The organism is Burkholderia aenigmatica, from assembly GCF_902499175.1.
GTDB lineage: Bacteria > Pseudomonadota > Gammaproteobacteria > Burkholderiales > Burkholderiaceae > Burkholderia > Burkholderia aenigmatica.
Map to the genome: position 1 here is coordinate 40,280 of NZ_CABVQC010000017.1, position 16,500 is coordinate 56,779.

Genomic DNA, 16,500 nt, shown 5'->3' on the forward strand with positions numbered 1-16,500 from the left:
CGGCATCACGCCGTCATGTATATAGCGACGCCGGCGGCAACTCGCCCGTCAACGCGAACCGGCCCACATCCCGCAGCCGGTAGTCGAGCGGATCGTGCAGCGTATGCGTGCGCGCGTTCCGCCAGAAGCGGTCGAGGCCGAGCGGCGCGGCCGTCGCGCGTGCGCCGCATGCGTCGAACAGCGCCTCGCCGTTCTCGAGCGCCGCGCGCTGCGCGACGATCTTCGCCTCCGATACCGCGAGCGCCACCTCGGCGCGCTCGTCCGCCGTCAGCGCATCCTGCCGCGCCCACGCGCGCTGCAACGCGGTGGCCGCGCGATCGGCCAGCGCCGCCGCGGAGATCGCCCGCACACGCATGTCGCCGAAGCGCTGCAGCGTGTACGGATCGTCGCTCGCCTGCGCGACTTCCGACTGGATCCACGGGCGGCCCTGCGTCAGCACGTAGTCGCGCGCTTCCGCCAGCGCGCCTTCCGCGAGCCCGACGAACAGGTTCGTCAGCACGAGCTGCGACACGAGCGTGCGCAGCGTCGCACGCGGGGTCGGCGGCACCTCGGAACGGTGCAGCACCTCGTCCGCCGCGAGCGTCACGCCGTCGAAGCGCACGCTGCCGCTGTCGGTCTGTCGCTGGCCGATCGGATCCCAGTCTTCGTTGACCGTGATTCCCGCGCGATCGGTCGGCACCACGCCGAACACGGTGCGGCCGGTGTCCGGATCGTGCGCGGACACCGTCATCCGCTGCGAGCCGCGCGTGCCTGAGCAGAAGCCCTTCACGCCGTCGAGCCGGTAGCCGCCGTCGGGCGTCGCCGTGGCCACGAGCCGCGTGTCGAGCGGATTGACCGCATTGCCCCACCACCATTGCTGCTCGACCGTGCCGCGCAGGTAGCGCTCGCGCTGCGCGGCGTTGCCCCACACGTCGACGCTCACCACCTGCAGGCACTGGAACCCGACGAGATGCGCGAGCGCGCTGTCGACCCGCGCGATCTGCCGGATGACGTCGTAGATCGCCGGCCACGCCGCCTCCTGGCCGCCGAACGCACGCGGAACCGCGAGCGTCAGCAAACCTGCGTCGGCGAGCCACTGCTTCTCCTGCGCCGCGTGACCGCCCGCGCGGTCGCGCGCGGCGGCGGTCACGCGCAGCGCGTCGATCGCGCGCGCCAGCGCGTCGCGGTCGACGGCCGGTGTATCGGTATCCGGCGCGAGGGTCGCCGGGCCGCGTGGATCGTTCATGCGACAGCTTCCTGTTCAACGGTTTCATCCGACAGCGGCACGAGCGCGTCGAACCGGCGGCCGGTCAGCCGCGCCAGGATCTCGCGCCGCCAGTCGTCGTAGATCGCGCGGTATTCGGCGATATCCGCGCCGAATACCTGCGCGGTGTGCGCGTACTCGTCGTGCAGATAACCATCGAGCCGCGCCTGCGTTTCCTCGTCGGCCGCGATCACGCGATCGATCAGCGCGTCGCGTTCCGCCGCCGGCAGCGCCTTCAACGTGTCGAACCACCACTGGACGATCTGCACGCGATGCCACTCCTCGTCCGGCCGGATCCGGTTCTCGCCGTGCTCGCGCATCGCGGAATCGCCGATACGGCCGGTCTTGCGCTGGATCCACAGCTTCGCGAGGATGTGCAGCTCGTAATGCCATTCGAACGCGAGAAAGCCCGCGACATCACGCACCGCGATGTCGCCGATGCGGGCCCAGTGCGCGGCGACGAGCCGGTCGACTTCCGGCAGCGGATCGCGCCCCGTCAGTTCGGTCACGCGTTCGCGGCCGATCACCGCATGCGCGCCGTCGTCGCCGAGCTGGCGCGACAGGATCAGCTGGAAATGCGGATCGTTGCTGAACAGCGTGTCGATCGCCTTCGCGACGACCTGCACGATGAACAGGTCGTGCGACGCCATCTTCGTGTAGTAATCGGCGACGGCGGCCAGTTCGTCGTCATTGCGCGGCTCGCGCGGCGGCGTGGCGAGCTTCGCCGGGAAGTCCGGACGATGGCGTCGCGCCACGTCGAGAAACAGCGCTTCCTCGAATTGTCCGTTCCATTCGCGCGGTGCGCCGATGGGCAAAGTCATAGGTTGTGTTCTCTCAGGATCAGGAATGAAGCGAGCGGACGCTCGTGGCGTCGCTCAGGTACGCCGGGTCACGCGTCGGACCAGGCGGTCGCCCGTGATTTGCACGGCCGAGACGAGCGCGATCAGGATCACGATCACGGTCGCCATGACGGTGGTGTCGAAACGCTGGTAGCCGTAGCGGATCGCGAGATCGCCGAGCCCGCCCGCGCCGACGGCGCCCGCCATCGCGGTCGAGCCGATCAGCGCGACGACGGTAATGGTGAAGCCGCCGAGCATGCCGGGCAGCGCTTCGGGCAACAGCACGTGCCAGACGATGTGGCGGCGCTTCGCGCCCATCGCGAGCGCGGCCTCGATCAGCCCGCGATCGACTTCGCGCAGGCTCACCTCGGCGATCCGCGCGAAGAACGGGATCGCGGCGATCGACAGCGGCACGACGGCCGCCCAGACGCCGATCGTCGTGCCGATCAGCACGCGCGTGAACGGCAGCAGCGCGACGAGCAGGATGATGAACGGCGTCGAGCGGAACACGTTGACGAGCGCGCCGAGCACCGCGTTGGCGCCGCGCCGTTCGTAGATGCCGCCGGGCGCGGTCGTCACGAGGATCACCGCGAGCGGGATGCCGATCAGCGCCGCGATCACGGCCGACGCGGCGACCATCGACAGCGTGTCGCGGATCGCGTCGAGCAGTTCGGGCCACCAGAGGTCAAACATAGCCGAGCACCTCCGCGTGATTCGCGTGGCGGCGCGCGCGTTCGAGCAGTGCCGCCACCGCACCGCCGCGGGCCGTCGACTGGCCGGCGTCGTCCAGGCGCGGGGCTGCCGCGATCACGAGCCGCCCCTGCGCATGCCCCTGGATGCGCTCGATCCCGCCGTGCAGGAACCGCACGGAGCCGCCGAGCGCCGCCGCGAGCGCGCCGACATCCGGCTCGCCGCCGCTCTCGCCCGTATAGCGGACGTCGAGCACGACCTGTGCGCCTTCGGGCAACGCGGCCTGCTCGGGCAACGGCTGCACGCGCGCGGCCAGTTCGGCCGGCAGGTCGTGCACGAGCGTGCTGAGCAGCGCACGTGTCGCGCCGTGGCGCGGATCGCCGAACACGCGCCACACGGGGCCCGTTTCGACAACTTCGCCCTGTTCGATCACCGCGACCGTGTCGCACACCGCGCGGATCACTTCCATCTCGTGCGTGATCAGCACGATCGTCAGCCCGAGGCGCCGGTTGATGTCGGCGAGCAGCGCGAGGATCGACTGCGTCGTCTCCGGATCGAGCGCCGAGGTCGCCTCGTCGCACAGCAGCACCTCGGGATCGTGCACCAGCGCGCGGGCAATGCCGACGCGCTGCTTCTGCCCGCCCGACAGACTGGCCGGATACGCATCGCGCTTCGCGGTGAGCCCGACGAGTTCGAGTAGCGCGTCGGCCCGGCGCGTGCGCTCGGCCTTCGGCACGCCGGCGATCCTCAGCGGCAGCGCGACGTTCTCGCACACCGTCTTCGCGGACAGCAGGTTGAAATGCTGGAACACCATCCCGGTGCGACGCCGCAGCGCGACGAGGCCGTCCTCGTCGAGCGCGCCGACGTCGACGCCCTGCACGCGCACGCGGCCCGAGCTCGGCCGTTCGAGCCCGTTCACGAGCCGCAGCAGCGTCGACTTCCCGGCGCCGCTGCGGCCGATGATCCCGAATACCTCGCCGCGCCGTACGTCGAGCGTCACGTCGCGCAGCGCGGCGGCCTGGCCGCGCGGCGTCGCGAACACCTTGCCGACGTGCTCCAGCGACACGGCGGCGGCGCTGGCCGAGCCGGCCAACCCGGCCGCTTCGTCATGCGTCGCGGCAGCGGCGCCGGCACGCGCGGCCGAGGCGTCGATGAAACCCAGCGTATCGAACAATTGCGTCATCGCTTCGCTCCGTGACGTTCAGGCATGCGCGGGATGCGCGGGTTCGGACACGGCAGCCGGCCGGTGCTGCGCGCCCGTATGCCACGCGGGCAGCCGCGGGCCGGCGCCGAACAGCTGCTCGCGCAGCGTCGGCGCGGGATCGTAGTCTTCCTTGTAGACGCCGCGGTTCTGCAGTTCGGGCACGACCCAGTCGACGAAATCCTCGAACGACTCGGGCATCACGGTGCGCGTCAGGTTGAAGCCGTCGATGCCGGTCTCGTCGATCCACGACTGCAGCTCGTCCGCGACCTGCGACGGCGAGCCGACGATCGGCGCATAGCGGCCGCCCAGCGACATCTGTTCGAGCATCCGCCGCACGGTCCAGGTGCCGGTCGTGCTCTTGCGCGAGATCGCGTCGACCGCCGACTGGATCGAATCGGTCTTCACATACGAGATCGGCTCGTCGAGGCCGTACTTCGCGAAGTCGATCCCAGTCGAGCTCGCGAAATGCGCGAGGCCGGCTTCAGGGCTCGCATAGCGGCGGTATTCGTCGAACTTCTCGCGCGCGAGAAGTTCGGTTTCCGCCGTCACGACGCTCACGCCCGCGAAGATCTTGATCGACGCCGGGTCGCGTCCCTGCCGCGCAGCGGCCGCGCGGATGTCGAGCGCCGCCGCGCGCGCCGCGGCCTTGCTTTGTCCGTTCACGAACACGCATTCCGCATGCCGCCCCGCGAACTCGACGCCGCGTGCGGACGAACCGGCCTGGTACAGCACCGGCGTGCGCTGCAGCGACGGCTCGCTCAGATGAATCGCGTCGATCGAATAGAACGGCCCGTCGTGCTTCACGCGCCGCACCTTGCCCGGCTGCGCGAACACGCGGGCCTGCGCGTCGCGGATCACCGCGTCGTCGTCCCAGCTCTGCTCCCACAGCTTGTAGACGACGTCCATGTAGTCGTCCGCGCGTTCGTAGCGGTCGTCGTGGCCGATCTGCTGCGCAAGGCCCATCCCGCGCGCGGCGCTGTCGAGATAGCCGGTGACGATATTCCAGCCCACGCGCCCTTTCGTCAGGTGATCGAGTGTCGACATGCGGCGCGCGAACAGGTAAGGCGGTTCGTAGGTCAGGTTCGCGGTCACGCCGAAGCCGAGATGCCGCGTGACCTGCGCCATCGCGGGCACCAGCAGCAGCGGATCGTTGACGGGCACCTGCACCGATTCGCGCAGCGCGGCATCGGGGCTGCCGCCGAACACGTCGTACACGCCGACGATATCCGCGAGGAAGATCCCGTCGAACTTGCCGCGTTCGAGCGTCTTCGCGAGGTCGGCCCAGTAGTCGAGATCGGTGTAGTGCGCGGAGCGGTCGCGCGGATGGGTCCACAGCCCGTGATTGATGTGCCCGACGCAGTTCATGTTGAATGCGTTGAGCAGGATCTTCTTGCGGTTCGCCGTCGTCATGGTCGCCTCCGTCACCACGCGATCGCGTACAGCGAGCCGAACGCGTTGTCGAGCGCCTTGCGCACCGCCGGCGAATGCTGGTAGATCGCGATGAACTTGCGGATGCGCGGGTCGTTCACGCTGTCGGGCCGCACGACCCACTGCACCGCGAAATTCTTGTTCTCGGTGCCGTCGAACAGCAGCGCGCTGTTCGGGTCGGTCGTGCCGGCGAGCTTGATGAAGCTCGGATAGCCCTGCGCGAGATCGACGTCGTCGAGCGAGCGTGCGAGCTGCGACGCCTCGAGCGGGATGATCTTCAGGTGCTTCGGGTTGGCTACGATGTCGCGCGTCGTCGCGCGATAGTCGGCGCCCGGCGTGAGCTTGATAAGGCCCGCGCGCTGCAGCAGCAACAGCCCGCGCCCGCCGTTGACCGGATCGTTCGCGATCGCGACCTTCGCGCCGTCCTTCAGCTCGCTGAAGCTTTTCACTTTCTTCGAATAGAGGCCGATCTTCATGATCGTGCCCGGCGCGATCGCGACGAAGTCGTAGCCGCCCTGCTTCTTCGCGTTCTCGAGAAACGGGATGTGCTGGAAGTAGTTGACGTCGATGTCCTTGTTCGCGAGCGCCGCGTTCGGCGTATTCCAGTCGGTGAACTCGATGATCTTCACGTCGAGCCCCTGCGCTTTCGCCTCCTTGGCGGCGATCTTCAGCGCATCGATCTGCGGGCTCGTCGCGATACCAACCTTCAGCGGCGCGGTGTCGGCCTGCGCGCCATTGAGCAGCACGACGCCCAGCAGGGCGGCGGCCAGCAGACGCGCGAAGCGGCCGGCGGAAACACGGGCGGAAAAAACGGCATGCAGCATGGAAACCACTCTCCTGTCCAAAGACGGTATCGACGGATGAGCGACGCCGCGGCGAACGCACGGGCGTTCTCCGGACAAGGGTCAAGCGCGTCGGAAAAGGATCAGCCGATGATAGAGAGCGGCGCGGGGACGGTCTACGAAGCGATTGTGCGAAGAAAATCGCGCGCGGCGATATGGCGGGCGGCCACGCCGGATCGGGGGCCTGACCGGGCGCGCGGCCGGCCGCCAGGCCGAAATCTCGGCCTGGGCGCCGGGCGAATTCCGAAATCTCGGCCAGCCGGTCGGGCCACCCTTTCAACAGACAAATAAAATTCCTTATAAATCAATGCATTAAAAATATTCCGGCCAGCCGGATTTCTGGCACGGGGGTTGCGTAATAGACGGCACACGATGCCGCGAAGCCATGCAGGCATACCAACATCAGGAGACACGTCTTGCAGACCTCTATCCAAACCCCGTCCCATCCGGAGCCGGTTTCCGACGCCGTCGCCGCCCCGCGCGAGCGCTTCTGGCCGGAAGGCTGGTGGAAACTGATGGAAATCCGCATCGGCATCATCCCGCTGCCCGTCTATTTCATCCTGCTCGCGCTGATCGTCGGCTTCTCGGTGACCGGCAAGGTGCCCGGCGAGATCTCGATGGCGATCGCGGTGCTCGCGTTCTTCGGCTTCACCTGTGCCGAACTCGGCAAGCGCCTGCCGCTCTTGCGCAACATCGGCGCGGCCGCGATCTTCGCGACCTTCGTGCCGTCGGCGCTCACGTACTACCACGTGCTGCCGAAGCCGGTGCTGAACGTCACCATCGAATTCACGAAGTCGACCAACTTCCTGTACCTGTTCATCGCGTCGATCATCGTCGGCAGCATCCTGAGCATGGATCGCCGCGTGCTGATCCAGGGCTTCGTGAAGATCTTCATCCCGCTCGCGGCCGGCTCGGTCGCAGCCGCGATCGTCGGCACGGCGGTCGGTACCGCGCTCGGTCTCGGGGCGCGCCACACGCTGCTGTACATCGTCGTGCCGATCATGGCGGGCGGCGTCGGCGAAGGCGCGATTCCGCTGTCGATCGGCTATTCGGAACTGATGCACCTGCCGCAGGGCGAGATGTTCGCGATGGTGCTGCCGCCGGTAATGCTCGGCAGCCTGACCGCGATCATCCTGTCGGGCGCGCTCGACATGCTCGGCAAGCGCTTCCCGCACCTGACCGGCAACGGCCGCCTGCAGGTCGGCGAATCGGGCGACATGACGCCCGAGAACGAGGAAATCCGCGGCCACGTCGACGTCTCGCACATCGCGGGCGCCGGCATCACGGCCATCACGCTGTACCTGGTCGGCCTGATGGCGCACAAGCTGTTCGGCCTGCCCGCGCCGGTCGCGATGCTGTTCCTCGCGGTGCTCGTGAAGCTCGCGCGCGCGGTGTCGCCGCCGCTGCAGGAAGGCGCGTTCGTGGTCTACAAGTTCTTCTCGACCGCCGTCACGTATCCGCTGCTGTTCGCGATCGGCGTCGCGATGACGCCGTGGGACAAGCTGACCGCCGCGTTCACGGTCGTCAACGTCGTCACGATCGTGTCGACCGTCGCGACGCTGATGGGCACCGGTTTCGTGGTCGGCCGCCTGATGAAGATGTACCCTATCGACACCGCAATCGTGAACGCCTGCCACAGCGGGCAAGGCGGCACCGGCGACGTCGCGATCCTGACCGCCGCGAACCGGATGCAGCTGATGCCGTTCGCGCAGATCGCGACGCGTATCGGCGGCGCGATCGTCGTCACGGTCACGCTGATCCTGATCGCCCACTTCGGATGACGCGCCGCCGCGCGCACCGTCGCGCAGGCCGCTTCGCACGCGCCGCCGCCGGCCCAGCCGGCGCGCGGCGCGCGTCGTTCAGGGCGTCGTTCCGGGCATCACGCCGTGCGGACGGTTGCGGGCTTCGATGAGGGCGAACGTGCAGAAGAGCTTCAAGGGAATCCCGTGGTGGGGCTGGGCCTCGGCCGGCGTGCTGTATGTGTGCGTCGCGGCCGCGGCCGTCGATTTCGCGTGGGAACGCGCGATCGACGCGCTCGAGGAAACCGGCGCGCACCGGCTCGACCTGTATGCGTCGAGCCTGAAGAGCGAACTCGGCCGCTTCGAAATTCTGCCCGGCCTGGTCGCGCGGCAGGACGGCGTGCGCGCGATGCTGAAAGCCGCGCCGCAGGACGCCCCCAGGCTCGTGCACACGGTCGATACGTACCTCGAAGCGGTGAATCGCGACGCGGGCAGCGGCGCGGTCGACGTGATCGACCTGCGGGGCGACGTGATCGCCGCCAGCAACTGGAACGAGACGCTCAGCTTCGTCGGCACCAACGTGTCGTACCGGCCGTATTTCAAGGACGCGCTCGCGCGCGGCAGCGGCCGCTTCTTCGGCATCGGCACCAACACCGGCGTGCCGGGCGTCTACTTCGCCAGTGCGGTGCGCGACGACGGCGTGCCGATCGGCGTGGCCGCCGTGAAGATCAGCGTCGATCCGCTCGAATCGGCATGGCGCGCGCCGGGCGTCGCCGCGATGGTCGTCGACAGCAACGGCGTGGTCGTGATCTCGACCGAACCCGCGTGGAAATTCACCGCGCTGCGCCCGATCACCGCGCAGCAGCAGCGCGACATCCAGGCGTCGCGGCAATACGCGGGCCGCACGGTCGACGCGCTGCCGTACCGCCGCATCGGCGACCGCAGCGCGGCCGCATGGTTCGGCACCTTCCCCGATACGCGCCACAGCGGCCGCACCACGCGCTATCTCGTGATGTCGCGCCCCGCGCCGCAGGCCGGCGATTCGCTGATGGTGCTGCTCGACATCGCGGGCGCGCGGCGCCAGCAGCAGACGGCCTTCGTGTTCGTCACCGGCGCGTTCCTGATCGCCGCACTGCTGGCCGGCTACGCGATCCAGCGCCGCCGGGCGATCGTCGCGCGGTTGAACGCGCAGGACGCGCTGCGCCGGGCGAACGACCAGCTCGAGCTGACCGTCGCGCAGCGTACGGCCGCGCTGACGGCCGCGAACGAACGGATGCAGCGCGAGATCGTCGAGCGCGAGCGCACCGAACAGCGGCTGCGCGCGTCCCAGCAGGAAGTCGTGCACGCAGGCAAGCTCGCGGTGCTCGGGCAGATGGCCGCCGGCCTCACGCACGAGCTGAACCAGCCGCTCGTCGCGATCCGCACGCTGTGCGACAACGCGCGCACGTTCTTCGAGCGCGGCCAGCCGGCGCCGGCGCTCGCCAATCTCGAACGGATCGGCAAGCTCGTCGACAGCATGGCCGTCCTCACCGGCGAGCTGAAGACCTTCGCGCGCAAGCCCGACGTCGAGCGCGTCGCGGTGTCGCTGAACGAAGCCGTCGCGCATGCGCGGCTCATCTACGATGCGCGGATCCGCGACGAAGGGGTGCAGCTCGACGTGAACATCGCGCCCGGCACCGCCGTGTCGGCCGAATCGAGCCAGTTGCAGCAGGTGATCGTGAACCTGCTCGGCAACGCGCTCGACGCGGTGCATGACGCGCCCGTGCGCCGCATCGTCGTCGAAGCCACCGGGCCGGACGAAGCCGGCCGCGTGCGCTTCACCGTCGCCGACAGCGGCGCGGGCATCGCGCCCGAAGTGCTGGCGCACCTGTTCGAGCCGTTCGTCACGACCAAGCCGCGCGGCCAGGGTCTCGGGCTCGGCCTCGCGATCACGTCGCGCATCGTCGAGGCGTTCGGCGCGAAAATCGCCGCGACGAACCGCGACGAAGGCGGCGCGCAGTTCAGTATCGAATTCGCGGCGGCCACGCTGCAAAGGACAGAGCATGGAAGATGAGATTCGGGTGCTGGTCGTCGAGGACGATGAAAACGTCCGGATCGGCGTCGAGCAGGCGGTGGCGCTTGCCGGCTTCGCGGTCGATGCGTTCGCGTCGGCCGCCGACGCGCTGCATCACGTCGCGCCCGGCGCGCCGGTCGTGATCGTGTCGGACGTGCGGATGCCGGGCATCGACGGGCTGCAGCTGCTCGATCGCGTGATGGCGATCGATGCGCAGATCCCGGTCGTGCTGATCAGCGGCCATGCCGATATCTCGACGGCCGTCGGCGCGATGCAGGTCGGCGCGTACGACTTCATCGAGAAGCCGTTCTCGTCGGACGTGATCGCGGGACGCGTCGCGCGCGCGGTCGAGAAGCGCCGCCTGACGCTCGAGGTGCAGGGGCTGCGCGCGGCACTGAACAACTGGCAGGGCATCGAGGCGTTCGTGCTCGGCAAGTCGCCCGCGATGGCCGACGTGCGCAAGAAGATCCTGCGCCTCGCCGGTACGTCGGTGTCGGTGCTGATCACCGGCGAGACGGGCACCGGCAAGGAACTGATCGCGCGCAGCCTGCACGACTTCGGCGGCCGGCGCGACGCGCATTTCGTCGCGCTGAACTGCGGCGGCCTGCCGGAGCAGGTCTTCGAGAGCGAGTTGTTCGGGCATGAAGCCGGCGCGTTCACCGGCGCGATCAAGAAGCGCATCGGCAAGATCGAATGGGCGGACGGCGGTACGCTGTTCCTCGACGAGATCGAGACGATGCCGATTCCGCTGCAGATCAAGATGCTGCGCGTGCTGCAGGAACGCGTGGTCGAGCGGCTCGGCGCGAACGAGTTGATCCCGGTCGACTGCCGCGTGGTTGCCGCATCGAAGGCCGATCTCGCCGAGCTCGCGGCCGACGGCCGCTTTCGCGCGGACTTGCTGTATCGCCTCAACGTTGCGCAAATCGAACTGCCGCCGCTGCGCGAGCGGCGCGAGGACGTGCCGCTGCTGTTCGAGCATTTCGTGCTCGCGGCCGCGCGCCGCTTCGGGCAGCCGGCGCCGGTCGTCACGGCTGCGCAGGTGTCCGAACTGATGACGCACGCGTGGCCCGGCAACGTGCGCGAGCTGCAGAACGTGGCCGACCGCTTCGTGCTCGGGCTGACCGGCGACAGCCTGCTGTCGTCCGGCGGCACGCCGGCCGCGGGCGGCACGCTCGCGGAACAGCTCGCGTATTTCGAACGGATGCTGATCGAGGACATGCTGCAGCGTCACAACGGCAACGTCGCGGACGCGAGCGAAGCGCTCGGGATGCCGAAGAAGACGCTCTATCACAAGCTGCGCAACCTGCGGATTCCCGCGCGCGGCGACGCGGCGGCCGATGGCGGCGAATGACGCGAACGAGGACACGCACACCAGCATGGATCGCATCGACATCACCGAACGCGGCCGCCTCATCGGCGAACCCCGCGGCCACCTGATCCGCGGCGTCACGCGCGCGCAGAAAACCTTCCGCCCGAGCGACTGGCCCGAACGGCTCGCGGGCGTCATCACGCTGTTCGTCGGCGAGCGACGGCCCGGCTATCCGTGCGCGCTGTCGCGGCTCGCGATGCCCGTCGTCGACGGCGGCGCCAAATGCCTGTTCGTGTCGGACGAATTGCGCACCGTGTGCGCGGACGCATTCGACTTCGCGATGCAGTTCGCGGCCGACAACGACCTCCCCGTCGAGCTTCAGACCGCGCCCGCCCTGACGGTGCGCTGACACGCGGGCCGCTTTCGCGGCTCGCGGCCTTCCCGTTTTCCAAACGTGCGATGCGCCGGTGCACAGGCCCCCGCACGCCCTTTTCCGGCCATTCCGGCACCACGGTCAATCGTTAGACGATTGAAAGCATCGACACCCTTCCCCCTCCGACAAGGGTTTGCGGCCGAGCCATCAATAAAATTGATCGTGACGATGAAAATTATGCGTTTTCCTTGCAGGTCGCCGTGATGCATAGTTGCGTCGTGTTGACGCACCTTTGAGTTTTTCAGATGAACATGCGAATCGAGCCGTCCGTGCTCGCGAACCCCGACCTGCAATTTGCGACGCTTTCGTCAGGCATCAGCCTGCCGTATGTCGAGCGGGGCAGCGGCGCGCCGATGGTGTTCGTGCACGGCTCGCTGTGCGACTACCGCTACTGGGATCCGCAGCTCGCCTCGCTGTCGGCCCACTACCGCTGCATCGCCCCGAGCCTCAGCCATTACTGGCCGGCCGTCGAAGCGGGCATCCAGGACGAGTTCGGCTGGCAGAACCACGTCAACGAGCTCGCCGAATTCATCGACGCGCTCGATCTCGGCCCCGTGCACCTGGTCGGCCACTCGCGCGGCGGCAGCGTCGCGTTCAACGTCGCACGCCAGCATCCGCACCTCGTCGAGTCGCTGACGCTCGCCGATCCGGGCGGCCCGCTGCAACAGCCGGGCGTGCGCGAAGCCGCGCTGCCGGCCGCCGCAATCGCGCTGCGCACGCAGGCCGTGAACCTGATCGGGCAAGGCGACGTCGAATCGGGCCTCGAGATGTTCGTCGATTCCGTGAGCCTGCCGGGCGCCTGGAAGAAGAGCACGTCGCGTTTCCGCACGATGGCGATCGACAACGCGAGCACGCTGCCGAAGCAGTTGCGCGACCCGCTGCCCGCGTACTCGCAGCACACGGCCGGCGACATCGCATGCCGCACGCTGCTGATCGACGGCCAGCGCAGCCCGAAGATGTTCCGCAACAACGTCGATACGCTGTCGCAGTGGATCGGCAATGCGCAACGGCAAACCGTTGCCGGCGCATCGCACGGGATGAACGCGGCGAGCCCCGCCGTGTTCAACCGTTACGTGCACGAGTTCATCGCCGCGTAAGTGCGCCCGGGCGGCTTCTGCGCCGCCCGTTCTCCTCACTGTTCAACGACGATGCGGATACGTGGGGACCGGCGCATTCGCCATGCGTCCGGCGAGGCGATCCGAGGCAGCGCGGCGGTCTGGCCGTTATCGGCAGGTCACCCGGACGGACGGCCCGCCCTGCGCAACGACGAGGTCGTAGCCGTTGCGGTCGCTGCCGACACCCGTTTCGGTGTATGAGTAGACGGGCAGGTACGTGCCGCCGTCGTAGCGGTAATACGTCGCCTGATGCTCACCCATGCTGATCCGGGCCAGCGTCTTGAGGTCGGGCCACCCGTTGCAGGTGGTGCCGAGCACGCCGACCGGGCCGTCGTCGACGCCCAGCAGCGGTTCGAATCCGCGCTTGCGCTCACGGTACAGCCATTGATTCGCGTTGACCTGGTTCCCGCTCATCTCGCAGCTCACGAACAGCATCTTGCCGTGCGGGCCCTCGCAGGTTTGCGCAGTCACCGCTTCGTCGCCGCATTCGCCGGCAAGCGCCTTGCGTACACGTGTGCCGAGCGGTGCCAGCGCGCGATCGGCACGCGCATCGACCGGCGCGCTCGTGCACAGGCCGTTGCCGCGCGGCCACACGGGATGCGCATGCAGGTACAGCGGCGACAGCGCACCGATCACGGCATCCAGTTCGCGATCGAGACATCGCGTGTCCTTGCAGCGCCCGATTGCCCGGTTCTGCGCATCGATCTTCTCGTCGATATTCCACGGGTCGTCCACCACGGCAAGCGTCGCGTACTGGAGAAACCGCGCGGTAAACACCTTCTCCGCCAACACGACGTTGTCGCAGGTGCCGGGCGGCAGCGCGGCACGCGCGGCGGCCGCCGCCTTCAACAGATCGTCATCCGGGTCGTCGCTCAGCTTGCGCACGTCGACGCACGGCTTGAGCAGCAATTGCGTCGAGGCGTAACCGTTATCGGCCTGTTCGCTGCGCGGCAGCACCCTCGGCCCTTCCGCCTGCGCGGACGATGCAACGATGAATGCGCCGGCAAGCCACGCCACGCAGGATATCGACGTCTTTCGAATGCTCATCGGTTTGAACGGCCCGTTCGGGCGCATGAATCGCGACGGAATACCGTCGGGCATGCGGCCCGCGCGCCCGAACGATGCATTGCGCGATTGTAGCGGCTGCCTCCGGACGCGCCGCGCCGTCGCTTACCAGACCGCCGGCTCCGCCTTGCGCGTGACCGCATCCGGCAGCCCGAACACGCTGTCGAACGCCCAGTTGTACGCGAACGTGAAGATCGGGAAGAACACGATCAGCACCGCGTCGTACAGGAACGCTTGCAGCAACGACACATCGAGCCACCATGCGATCAGCGGGATCAGGAACGTCACGAGCGCAACCTGGAAGCCGATCGCATGCAGCACGCGGCGCCCGACCGTGCGCGTCGTCGCCGCGCGCTTGCGCTCCCACGCCTCGAACGCGAGGTTGTACAGGAAATTGACGGTGACGCCCGTCGTCGAGATCATCACCCCCATCAGGCCGCTCGTCGCCACGCTCGCGCCGCTCAGCATGCCGAGCACCGACGATGCGATCAGGATGCCGAGCACCTCGAACATCACGACGTAGACTATGCGTCTCTTCCACCCTTGCATGACCATCCACCTTCTATCGAACAAGGTGGCGAGACTATCAGCGGGTAATGCGTCCGCAAAAGTCAGGTCCTTTCAATTTTTCTGACAGGAGGCCCGCGCATGCTGACCAGCGACCACATCGACATGCTGCTGACCGTCATCGACAAAGGCTCGTTTTCCGCCGCCGCACGGGCGCTCGGCCGCACGCCGTCGGCGATCAGCATGGCGATCGCGAACCTCGAGGCCGAACTCGGCCTCGTGCTGTTCGACCGCGCCACACGCGAACCGACGCCGACCGCCGCAATGGCCGCGCTGCTGCCCGACGCGCGGTCGATCGCCGGGCAGTTGCAGGTGTTGCGCGCACACGCACAGCACCTGTCGGAAGGCGTCGAAGACACGCTGCGGCTCGGCGTCGCGGCCGAAATCGACCCAGCGCCCGTCGCCCGCGCGCTGATGGCGGTCGCCGCGAAGTATCCGGCGCTCGCCATCAGCGTCGTCACGGCGCCGCAGGACGCGATCGTCGACGCGCTGCATCGCACTGCCATCGATCTCTGTGTGGCTTACTGCGGGCTCGACCTGCATCCGCAGGAGCAGATCCATGCGCTGTGGACGGAGACACGCGTCGCGGTCGCCGCGCCGAGCCATCCGGCCATCGCCGAATGCGCGCAGCCCGAGGCGATCGAGCGGCTGTCCGGCTTCCGGCAGATCGTGATCGCCGATCCCGAGCGGCCGCTGACCGACGTGCGGCCGTTGATCGGCAACCGCTCGTGGAAGGTGACCGACATGGCCACCGCGATCGCGCTCGTGAAGGCCGGACACGGCTGGGCGAACCTGCCGGAATCCGTGATCGGCCGATACGTCGCCGACGGCGAACTCGCGCCGCTCGTGTTCGCCAACATCCGCAACGGGCTGCCGCTGCCCGTGTACCTGCGGCGGCCGAAACACACGGGGCTCGGCAAGGCGGCGAGCGAACTGCTTCGCGCGCTGCGGGCGGGCCGCGACGCCACCTGATCGTTGCATGCGGCGGCCCGGCACGCACTATCGAGTGCGCCGGGCCGCCCGCTTCCGCGTCGCCGCCTTGTTCCGGCCGGCGCCATCCGCCGTCGCGAACATCTTCATGTCGTGCAGCAAGCAGTTCAGCAACGTGTCGGCGGCCACGCCGAGCGGCCGCCCCATCTTCACCAGCAGGCGCGCCTTCGCGGAATCGAACAACGGATGCTCGATCGGCAGCGCGACGAGTTCGCCGCTCTCCAGCTCGCGATAGGCCGCAAACGCGCCGATCAGCGTGACCCCTTCATGGCGCTTGACGAAATGACGCAGCACCGCAAGCGAGTTGGTCGTCAGCGTCGGGCGGATCGGCAGGTTCTCCGTATAGGCGAGCATCTGCGCAACCTGACCGAGGCCGAAGGCCGGCGGCATCAGCGCGAGCGGATACGCGCCGAGCTCGTGCGCGCGCACCGCGCCGCCGCGTACCGCGAATGGATGGCCCGCGTGGACGAGCGCCACCACCGGCTGCGACGACGTCGCGAGATACCGGATCTCCGGATGCGCGGGCGGGTTGTACGCCAGCCCGATATGCGCGCGGCTCTCGGCCACCTCCTGCAGCACGTTGTTGACGGGCAGCACGTCGACGATCACGTCGAGCTTCGGATAACGCATGCAGAAATCGGTCAGCACCTCGTCCATCAGCACGTCGACATAGCCTTCGCTGGTCACGATGCGCACCTGGCCGGACTGCAGCCGCCGCAGCGCCTGCAACCGCTCCTCGAACAGTTCCTGCTGCGAGCGGCAACCGCGCCAGTATTCGAGCAGATGCGCGGCAGCCTCGGTCGGCCGCACGCCACGCGCCTGGCGCTCGAACAGTTCGACGCCGATTTCCTCCTCGAGCAGCCGGATCTGCCGCGTGATCACCGACGGCGCGGTGTTGATGCTGTCGGCTGCGCCGCGGATCGAGCCGTGGGTCAGGACTTCATGAAAGTAGCGCAAGCGGCGCTGGTTCAGTTCGCGCATGG

15 protein-coding genes are annotated in these 16,500 nt (G+C 68.3%); 6 read left to right on the forward strand and 9 right to left on the reverse strand.

From position 1 onward, the window contains the following. Positions 1-13 precede the first annotated feature (13 nt). Genes BDO18943_RS14455 through BDO18943_RS14480 form a run of 6 tightly spaced genes read right to left on the reverse strand, consistent with a single transcriptional unit; the run spans position 14 to position 6,228 of the window. Entirely contained in the window at positions 14-1,225 is a 1,212-nt protein-coding gene (locus BDO18943_RS14455; protein ID WP_175022845.1) for an acyl-CoA dehydrogenase family protein, read from the reverse strand. Continuing rightward, positions 1,222-2,064: a hypothetical protein gene (locus BDO18943_RS14460; protein ID WP_175022846.1), complete on the reverse strand. Its 843-nt coding sequence runs from the start codon at positions 2,062-2,064 to the stop codon at positions 1,222-1,224. Before BDO18943_RS14460 ends, BDO18943_RS14455 begins: the two co-directional genes overlap by 4 nt. Positions 2,065-2,118: 54 nt before the next feature. Then, positions 2,119-2,775, reverse strand: coding sequence for a methionine ABC transporter permease (locus tag BDO18943_RS14465; protein WP_175022848.1), 657 nt, complete (start codon positions 2,773-2,775; stop codon positions 2,119-2,121). After that, the gene (locus tag BDO18943_RS14470) at positions 2,768-3,955 is read right to left on the reverse strand and encodes a methionine ABC transporter ATP-binding protein (protein ID WP_175022850.1); all 1,188 of its coding nucleotides are present in this window, start codon (positions 3,953-3,955) and stop codon (positions 2,768-2,770) included. The genes BDO18943_RS14465 and BDO18943_RS14470 overlap by 8 nt, the downstream gene beginning before the upstream one ends. Before the next feature lie 18 nt (positions 3,956-3,973). Beyond that, positions 3,974-5,386, reverse strand: a complete 1,413-nt coding sequence (locus BDO18943_RS14475) for an LLM class flavin-dependent oxidoreductase (RefSeq protein WP_175022852.1) — start codon at positions 5,384-5,386, stop codon at positions 3,974-3,976. Between the two features lie 11 nt (positions 5,387-5,397). Next, on the reverse strand, positions 5,398-6,228 hold the full coding sequence (locus tag BDO18943_RS14480) for a MetQ/NlpA family ABC transporter substrate-binding protein (RefSeq protein WP_175022854.1): 831 nt from the start codon (positions 6,226-6,228) through the stop codon (positions 5,398-5,400). Positions 6,229-6,662: 434 nt separating this feature from the next. Here BDO18943_RS14480 and BDO18943_RS14485 point away from each other — a divergent pair, with 434 nt between their 5' ends. The 5 genes from BDO18943_RS14485 (at position 6,663) to BDO18943_RS14505 (ending at position 12,877) form a co-directional block, all read left to right on the forward strand. Next, positions 6,663-8,027, forward strand: coding sequence for a 2-hydroxycarboxylate transporter family protein (locus tag BDO18943_RS14485; protein ID WP_043180896.1), 1,365 nt, complete (start codon positions 6,663-6,665; stop codon positions 8,025-8,027). 127 nt (positions 8,028-8,154) lie between these two features. Then, positions 8,155-10,038, forward strand: a complete 1,884-nt coding sequence (locus BDO18943_RS14490; protein ID WP_175022856.1) for a sensor histidine kinase — start codon at positions 8,155-8,157, stop codon at positions 10,036-10,038. Continuing rightward, entirely contained in the window at positions 10,028-11,389 is a 1,362-nt protein-coding gene (locus BDO18943_RS14495; protein WP_175022858.1) for a sigma-54-dependent transcriptional regulator, read from the forward strand. Before BDO18943_RS14490 ends, BDO18943_RS14495 begins: the two co-directional genes overlap by 11 nt. 25 nt (positions 11,390-11,414) lie before the next feature. Beyond that, positions 11,415-11,756 carry a DUF3579 domain-containing protein gene (locus tag BDO18943_RS14500; protein ID WP_175022860.1) on the forward strand — a complete coding sequence of 114 codons (342 nt, stop codon included), beginning with the start codon at positions 11,415-11,417 and terminating at the stop codon, positions 11,754-11,756. 269 nt (positions 11,757-12,025) lie between these two features. Further along, positions 12,026-12,877, forward strand: a complete 852-nt coding sequence (locus tag BDO18943_RS14505) for an alpha/beta fold hydrolase (RefSeq protein WP_043180903.1) — start codon at positions 12,026-12,028, stop codon at positions 12,875-12,877. Between the two features lie 126 nt (positions 12,878-13,003). On the opposite strand, the gene BDO18943_RS14510 is transcribed toward BDO18943_RS14505, so the two are convergent. Together BDO18943_RS14510 and BDO18943_RS14515 are read right to left on the reverse strand one after the other, a co-directional pair. Next, entirely contained in the window at positions 13,004-13,942 is a 939-nt protein-coding gene (locus BDO18943_RS14510; RefSeq protein ID WP_175022862.1) for a hypothetical protein, read from the reverse strand. A gap of 123 nt (positions 13,943-14,065) precedes the next feature. Then, positions 14,066-14,509 (reverse strand): PACE efflux transporter, encoded by a 444-nt coding sequence (locus BDO18943_RS14515; RefSeq protein WP_175022864.1) that lies wholly within the window; start codon positions 14,507-14,509, stop codon positions 14,066-14,068. A gap of 99 nt (positions 14,510-14,608) precedes the next feature. Between BDO18943_RS14515 and BDO18943_RS14520 the strand changes: the two genes are divergently transcribed. Further along, positions 14,609-15,499, forward strand: coding sequence for a LysR family transcriptional regulator (locus BDO18943_RS14520; protein ID WP_175022865.1), 891 nt, complete (start codon positions 14,609-14,611; stop codon positions 15,497-15,499). Positions 15,500-15,526: 27 nt separating this feature from the next. Here BDO18943_RS14520 and BDO18943_RS14525 read toward each other — a convergent pair whose 3' ends face one another. Beyond that, the gene (locus tag BDO18943_RS14525; protein ID WP_175022867.1) at positions 15,527-16,498 is read right to left on the reverse strand and encodes a LysR family transcriptional regulator; all 972 of its coding nucleotides are present in this window, start codon (positions 16,496-16,498) and stop codon (positions 15,527-15,529) included. Positions 16,499-16,500 lie beyond the last annotated feature (2 nt).